General features: G+C 65.1%; 2 protein-coding genes. Both read right to left on the bottom strand.

What is annotated here, in order from left to right; translation table 11 throughout:
* Positions 1 to 184 precede the first annotated feature (184 nt).
* Complete coding sequence (gene urtD, locus ACIY1X_RS26245; RefSeq protein WP_031297526.1) at positions 185 to 1,036, bottom strand: urea ABC transporter ATP-binding protein UrtD; 852 nt, start codon at positions 1,034 to 1,036, stop codon at positions 185 to 187.
* Positions 1,033 to 1,956: urea ABC transporter permease subunit UrtC (gene urtC, locus ACIY1X_RS26240; protein ID WP_399686553.1), on the bottom strand; the 924-nt coding region annotated here is incomplete at its 5' end. The genes urtC and urtD, both read right to left, overlap by 4 nt.

The following is a 1,956-nucleotide window of genomic DNA, read 5'->3' as shown; positions in this document are numbered from 1 at the left end:
CGCCGACCTTCGCCTCGAACGAGAGGCCGCGCAGGATATGGCTGCCGCCGTAGTATTGATGGAGTGTGTCGACTTGCAGCATAAGCTTTCTCCAATAAAGAGCTGGAAGCTTTAAGCCGGAAGCTGGAAGCCAAAGCGACTCGGAGTAGCTCTTGCTTCCAGCTTCTAGCTTCTAGCTTGCGCATCAGCGCCCCAGATACACCTCGATCACCCGCTCGTCCGCCTGCACCTGTTGCAGCGAACCCTCGGCCAGCACCTGGCCCTGGTGCAGCACGGTGACGTGGTCGGCGATGGTCTCGACGAAGCCCATGTCGTGCTCGACCACCATCAGCGAATGCTTGCGCGCCAGCGACTTGAACAGCTCGGCGGTGAATTCGGTCTCGGCATCGGTCATGCCGGCCACCGGCTCGTCGAGCAGCAAGAGCTGCGGCGACTGCATCAGCAGCATGCCGATCTCGAGGAACTGCTTCTGCCCGTGGGACAGCAGCCCGGCCGGGCGATGACGCGACTGGCCGAGGCGGATGGTCTCCAGCACTTCGTCGATGCGGTCCTTCTGCTCGCCGGATAGCCTGGCCCTGAGGCTCGCCCACACCGACTTGTCGGTCTTCTGCGCCAGCTCCAGGTTCTCGAACACCGAAAGCGCCTCGAACACCGTGGGCTTCTGGAACTTGCGGCCGATGCCGGCCTGGGCGATGTCCACCTCGCTCATGCGCGTCAGGTCCAGGGTTTCGCCGAAGTACGCACTGCCGCTGGTGGGACGCGTCTTGCCGGTGATGACGTCCATCATGGTGGTCTTGCCGGCGCCGTTGGGGCCGATGATGCAGCGCAGCTCGCCGACGCCGATGTACAGGCTGAGGTCTGTCAGCGCCTTGAAGCCGTCGAAGCTGACGTTGATGTCTTCCAGGCTGAGGATGGTGCCGTGGCGTACGTCCAGGCCCTTCTCGGCGACCCGGCCGAGGCCGATGGCATCGCGGGTCAGGCCGCCCCCGGTGGGGTCGAAGCCGTCGATGACGGCGCTGCAGGGTACGGTTTTCATTCTTCGCCCCTCCGCTTGATGAGGCCGATGACGCCCTTGGGCAGGTACAGGGTGACGACGATGAACAGCGCACCGAGGGCGAACAGCCAGTATTCGGGGAAGGCCACGGTGAACCAGCTCTTCATGCCGTTGACGAGGCCGGCCCCGAGCAGCGGGCCGATCAGCGTGCCGCGCCCGCCGAGGGCGACCCACACGGCGGCCTCGATGGATTGCGTCGGTGCCATCTCGCTGGGGTTGATGATCCCCACCTGCGGCACATAGAGCGCACCGGCGAGGCCGCAGAGCACCGCGGACAGCGTCCAGATGAACAGCTTGTAGCCGCGCGGGTCGTAGCCGCAGAACATCAGGCGATTCTCGGCATCACGCAGTGCGGTGAGCACCCGGCCGAACTTGCTGCGTGCCAGGCGGAAGCCCAGGTACAGGCTGCCGACCAGGAGCGCCACGGTGGCGAGGAACAGCGTGGCACGGGTCGCCGGCGCCGAGATCGAGAAGCCGAGGATGGTCTTGAAATCGGTGAAGCCGTTGTTGCCGCCGAAGCCGGTCTCGTTGCGGAAGAACAGGAGCATGCCGGCGAAGGTCAGCGCCTGGGTCATGATCGAGAAGTACACGCCCTTGATCCGCGAGCGGAAGGCGAAGAAGCCGAAGACGAAGGCCAGCACGCCGGGCACCAGCATCACCAGGCACATCGCCCAGAGGAAGCTCGAGGTGCCGTACCAGTACCAGGGCAGCTCGTTCCAGGCGAGAAAGCTCATGAACGCCGGCAGGCCATCCCCCGCGCTCTGGCGCATCAGGTACATGCCCATGGCGTAGCCGCCGAGGGCGAAGAACAGGCCGTGGCCGAGGGACAATAGCCCGGCGTAACCCCAGACCAGATCCAGCGCCAGGGCGACGATGGCGTAGCAGAGGATCTTGCCCACCAG

This window comes from Xenophilus sp. (assembly GCF_044462705.1).
Lineage (GTDB): Bacteria > Pseudomonadota > Gammaproteobacteria > Burkholderiales > Burkholderiaceae_C > Xenophilus > Xenophilus azovorans.
Note: the sequence above shows the minus strand (reverse complement) of the source record. Positions and strands in the feature narration are given on the sequence as shown.

What these genes read in the sequence shown, in the direction of transcription:
- urtD (WP_031297526.1), bottom strand. Translation starts at nt 1,036, where the DNA reads ATGAAAACCGTACCCTGCAGCGCCGTCATCGACGGCTTCGACCCCACC.